Source organism: Gaetbulibacter sp. M235, from assembly GCF_043876835.1.
Classification (GTDB): domain Bacteria; phylum Bacteroidota; class Bacteroidia; order Flavobacteriales; family Flavobacteriaceae; genus Yeosuana.
The window spans coordinates 1-2,770 of sequence record NZ_JBAWJZ010000019.1 but is presented as its reverse complement, the minus strand read 5'-3'; the positions used below and the strand labels follow the sequence as shown (position 1 = coordinate 2,770).

The 2,770-nt window shown below is 33.3% G+C and carries 2 protein-coding genes; both read left to right on the top strand.

All coding sequences use genetic code 11. From position 1 onward, the window contains the following. The coding region (locus V8G69_RS16315) for an HAD-IA family hydrolase (RefSeq protein WP_394883237.1) at window positions 1-360 on the top strand (360 nt) is incomplete at its 5' end. 35 nt (window positions 361-395) lie between these two features. Continuing rightward, window positions 396-2,702, top strand: coding sequence for a glycoside hydrolase family 65 protein (locus V8G69_RS16310; RefSeq protein ID WP_394883236.1), 2,307 nt, complete (start codon window positions 396-398; stop codon window positions 2,700-2,702). Window positions 2,703-2,770: the final 68 nt, after the last annotated feature.

The window sequence follows — 2,770 nt, the reverse complement described above, 5'->3', positions numbered from 1 at the left end:
CAGCCCATAGCATTAGGCTCGGCCAGTAAGAATTCAGTAGAGATATTAAATAAGGTGAATTTATTAGAAAAGTTTGATGCTATAGTTGATGGCAATGCAGTTACAAAAGCAAAACCAGATCCTGAAGTATTTTTAGAGGCAGCCAAAGCCATTCAAATAAAACCAGATGATTGCATTGTGTTCGAAGATTCGGTGGCTGGAATTCAAGCAGCGAACTCTGCCAACATGATTAGCATAGGTATTGGAGACGCTTCAGTTTTAAATGAAGCAGATTTTGTTTTTAGAGATTTTACTGAAATGAGTTTAGATTTTTTAGGAGAATTAATAAAGCTAGATAAGAGTGAATTAAACAAAGTATAAATATCATTTTAAAAGATGGTAATTTAAAATTTAAAATGAATCAAGATTATATTAAAGCAGATAATTGGTCAATAATTGAAGAAGGATTTGATATAAATCAGGTAAAATCTTCCGAAAGTTTGTTTAGCATTGGCAATGGTGCCATGGGACAGCGCGCCAATTTTGAGGAAAGCTATTCAGGGCCAACATTTCAAGGCAGTTATATTGCAGGTGTTTATTATCCAGATAAAACCAGGGTAGGCTGGTGGAAAAACGGATATCCAGAATATTTTGCTAAAGTACTTAATGCCCCAAACTGGATTGGTATTAATGTGGAGATAAATGGAGAAGCTTTAGATTTATTCAAATGTAAAAAAGTTGAAGATTTCCGCAGAGAGCTTAACATGAAAGAAGGCTGGCTATCAAGAAGTTTTAAAGCGACACTTCAAAATTCAACCAAAGTTAAAGTAGAATCTAAACGATTTTTAAGTTTAGATTTTGATGAAGTTGGTGCCATACAATATCAAGTTACACCATTGAATGGTGATGCTCAAATTAACTTTTCACCATATCTGGATAATGGTATTACGAATGAAGATACCAATTGGGATGATAAATTTTGGGATGTATTAAGTGTTGACCATAAAGAAAATCAGGCTTTTATTTTGTCTCGAACCATGAAAACCCATTTTTATGTTTGTGTTGCGATGCAATCTCAGATATCAATAAACGGAGAGGTTCTTAAAGAAGAAAAAAAGGTGCAAAAAAGTGATAAGTCTGTAGAATTTCAATACCAAAACAAAGTTTATAAAGGAGATACTATCACACTCGCAAAATTTGGTGGCTATGTAACCGACAGAAATCACGATAAAAAGGATTTGGTATCAGCTGCTAAAGAAACCTTAAATAAAGTTTCCAAATTAGGCTTCGATTCACTTTTAAAATTGCAAAGAGAAGCATGGTCAAGAATATGGGAGATGGCAGATATTACAATATCTGGTGATGTTAAAGCACAACAAGGTATTCGTTTTAATATTTTCCAGTTAAACCAAACCTATTTAGGTAAAGATGCACGTTTAAATATCGGACCAAAAGGATTTACTGGCGAGAAATATGGAGGTAGCACCTATTGGGACACAGAGGCCTATTGCATTCCGTTTTACTTAGCAACTAAAAACCAAAATGTTGCAAGGAATCTATTGGCATACCGTTATCATCAGCTAGATAAAGCTATTGAAAATGCTCAAAAATTAGGTTTTAAAAATGGGGCAGCATTGTACCCAATGGTGACCATGAATGGTGAAGAATGCCATAACGAATGGGAAATTACCTTTGAAGAAATACATAGAAATGGAGCCATAGCTTTTGCAATTTATAATTACCATCGTTTCACATCTGATTACAGTTATATTCCTGAAAAAGGCTTGGAAGTATTGATTGGGATTGCCCGTTTTTGGCATCAACGCGCTACTTTCTCAAAAGCAAAGAGCAGATATGTAATTCTTGGTGTTACCGGGCCTAATGAATATGAAAATAATGTAAACAATAATTTTTATACCAATTATATTGCTAAATGGTGTCTTAATTATGCTGTTGAAAACATTGAAATTGTTGAGGCTGAATACCCATCGGATCATTCAAGAATCATGAATAGAGTTAATCTTTCTAAAGCTGAATTGGAGCAATGGAAAGATGTTGCAGATAACATGTATTTTCCTTATTCAGAAGAATATGGAGTGTATTTACAACAAGATGGCTTTTTAGATAAAGAATTAATAACGGTAGCAAATCTTGATAAATCGCAACGCCCAATCAATCAAAAATGGTCTTGGGACAGAATTTTACGTTCACCATATATTAAACAAGCCGATACACTTCAAGGATTTTACTTTTTTGAAGATGATTTTACAGTTGAAGAACTTGAACGTCATTTTGATTTTTATGAGCCATTTACCGTTCATGAAAGTTCACTATCACCATGTGTTCACAGCATTCAAGCTGCAAAATTAGGTAGAATGGATCAAGCATATACATTTTATTTAAGGACATCACGACTTGATTTAGACGATTATAATCACGAAGTTCACGAAGGATTGCACATAACAAGTATGGCCGGAACCTGGATGAGTATTGTTGAGGGTTTTGGAGGTATGAGAGTGAAAAATAATATTTTGGAATTTTCACCAAAAATTCCAAAGCAATGGGAAGGATATTCATTTAAAATCAATTTCAGAAACCAAATATTAAAAGTTAATGTTGGTCAAAATGATACTCATTTTGAATTAGATGGAACGCTTGCAATAGAAATTAAGGTGAATGATAAATTGGTATCTATACAACCAAATGGTTTAGTTACAGTTTAATTTCAAAATTTAATAAATATGAAGAGCCTTGTTTTTATTGTTTCAATTTTAGCTGTTACCTTTTCTAC